Here is a 2,138-nt window from a genome sequence, read left to right as displayed (position 1 = left end):
CTATATTGTGGTTTATACCTACATAAAAATAGATAACCAATCCATATATTAAGCTAGACATTTAAAATTAACTTAATATATGGATAATTATTATTTCCAACCGCTAATAATAATACCAGCACCAAGTAAAACCACCAGCGCACCAATCAAATCTGTAGCGGCAAGGGAAACACCATCAACGACTTTTAGCCAGATCAATGCCGTCACAATATAAATGCCTCCATAGGTTGCATAAATACGTCCGCTGGCTTCAGGGTGTAACGTTAACAACCAAACAAACAGTATTAAACTGAGTACGGTGGGTACTAACAGCCAAATACTTCCCTGTTTTTTCATCCATAAATAAGGGAAGTAGCAACCTAAAATTTCTGCTATCGCAGTTAAAAAAAATAATCCAATAATTTTTAATGACATAAAAATGTTTTCTTCTCAATAAAATCACTATTTATGCCACCTAATAATAGGTGGCATATTGTTTAAGCTTGCTTAACAAATAGCAGAGATACACGTCTTGCAATAGGCAAAACAAATAATACTGTTGGGAATGCAATCATCCATGAAATAGCCCATGAACTAATCCAAGGCTCATAAATTTCGGAGGTGAATCCTAACGCACGAAGAGTACTTATTAGTGAAACAATACCGCTCATCACCAAAGATAAAAAGAAAGGCACCAGAAAAAATAGGGCTCTCATAGGAAGTTTAGGTATACCTAATACATAATTACGGTCTTGATATGACATACAGTCTCCATTAATCAGCGGATACACAACAGCATATAACTGTTGGTACAACAAAGTTATATGCGTTGATTAACGTAAACGCTTACGAGTCTTAGAGACCAATTGAGAATCATTCTAATCTTTAGATATACTTTGTCAATATACCTTTTTACACCTGCCCTAATCCATTTTATGCAGATTATCCTGATAAGGAATTAAGCACTTCACTATTGCAAATTCTACCTATCCATTTATTATACGCCGTATAATAAATTAGAGCGAGAATACAGTGATGACGACTGGACATGTATTTATTGCAACCAGCATTGATGGCTTTATAGCCCGTGAAAACGGCGATATCAGCTGGTTACTTCAATTAGATTCAACCGGTGAAGATCACGGTTATGATACATTTATTGCCAATATTGATGTGATTATTATGGGTAGAGGTACCTATGAGACAATAAAACATGTTCAACCTTGGTTTTATAATCGTCCGGTCATTGTGCTATCAAAAGTACTCGCTCAAGAAACTATCCCTGAAGAATTAATAGGAAAAGTACGCTTCATTGACCTATCCCCTAAAGAAGTCATGCAGATGCTAAAAGTAGAGGGATATCATCATGCCTATATTGATGGCGGGAAAGTAGTTCAATCTTTTATTTCTGAAGGCTTGATTCATGATCTTATCATCACTCGAATCCCCATTTTATTAGGTTCTGGTCGCCCATTGTTTGGTAAAATTCCTAACGATATTCACTTATACCATACACAAACTAAAACCTTTGATTCTGGATTTATCCAATCCCACTATGAAATAAAACAATCCTCGGATGAAGGCGAATAATGATGGATAAAGCATTGGTAGCAATAACACGAACGGTAGGACGCCCAAATAAGAAACAACCAAAAATATCAGCGGAGGCAATTGTCAGTGCAGCAATCATATTTATTGATTCCCATGGATTCTCAGCACTCAGTATGCGATCGCTCGCTAAAGAAATGGGCATTAACCCCATGACAATTTATTACTATTTTGAAGACAAAGAGTGTTTAGTCAAATCGATTGCTAACCATGTTTACGCTAAGGTAATGCCTTGTTTATCGAGAACACCCATCGAACAAATCAAGCACCTCTTAACTGAATACCGAGAATGTATTGTTCGTTATCCTGAATTAACGTTATCAATATTTAATCACCCAAATGCGTTTCCTGAAGAGGCACAGCGGATAACCAATACTCTAATCGAGCTTGCGATAGAATTAAAATACTCTTTAGAGCAAGCCACGCTCTGGATACATATTTTAATTGATTTTACTCATGGCGCTGCACTCGCTGTATCAAATAGGAAAAATATGGATAATTACATCAGCGATATAAATTATTACCACCAAAGTATTGATGCTTTATTATAT

4 protein-coding genes are annotated in these 2,138 nt (G+C 35.9%); 2 read left to right on the top strand and 2 right to left on the bottom strand.

Annotation, left to right across the window (positions count from 1 at the left end; genetic code table 11):
- Positions 1–90: 90 nt before the first annotated feature.
- Together JK188_RS17155 and JK188_RS17150 are read right to left on the bottom strand one after the other, a co-directional pair.
- Entirely contained in the window at positions 91–414 is a 324-nt protein-coding gene (locus JK188_RS17155; RefSeq protein ID WP_211885171.1) for a YnfA family protein, read from the bottom strand.
- A gap of 62 nt (positions 415–476) precedes the next feature.
- Positions 477–743 (bottom strand): DUF2798 domain-containing protein, encoded by a 267-nt coding sequence (locus tag JK188_RS17150; protein WP_036951591.1) that lies wholly within the window; start codon positions 741–743, stop codon positions 477–479.
- Positions 744–1,014: 271 nt separating this feature from the next.
- Here JK188_RS17150 and JK188_RS17145 point away from each other — a divergent pair, with 271 nt between their 5' ends.
- A complete protein-coding gene (locus JK188_RS17145; protein WP_211885169.1) occupies positions 1,015–1,569 on the top strand; it encodes a dihydrofolate reductase family protein in 555 nt (184 codons plus the stop codon).
- Positions 1,569–2,138 (top strand): TetR/AcrR family transcriptional regulator (locus JK188_RS17140; RefSeq protein ID WP_211888690.1); only part of this gene is annotated, 570 nt, incomplete at its 3' end. The genes JK188_RS17145 and JK188_RS17140, both read left to right, overlap by 1 nt.

The sequence above is a fragment of the Providencia sp. JGM181 genome (assembly GCF_018257375.1).
In the GTDB taxonomy this organism is placed as follows: Bacteria; Pseudomonadota; Gammaproteobacteria; order Enterobacterales; family Enterobacteriaceae; genus Providencia; species Providencia lanzhouensis.
This window is presented reverse-complemented; position numbering and strand designations above follow the sequence as displayed.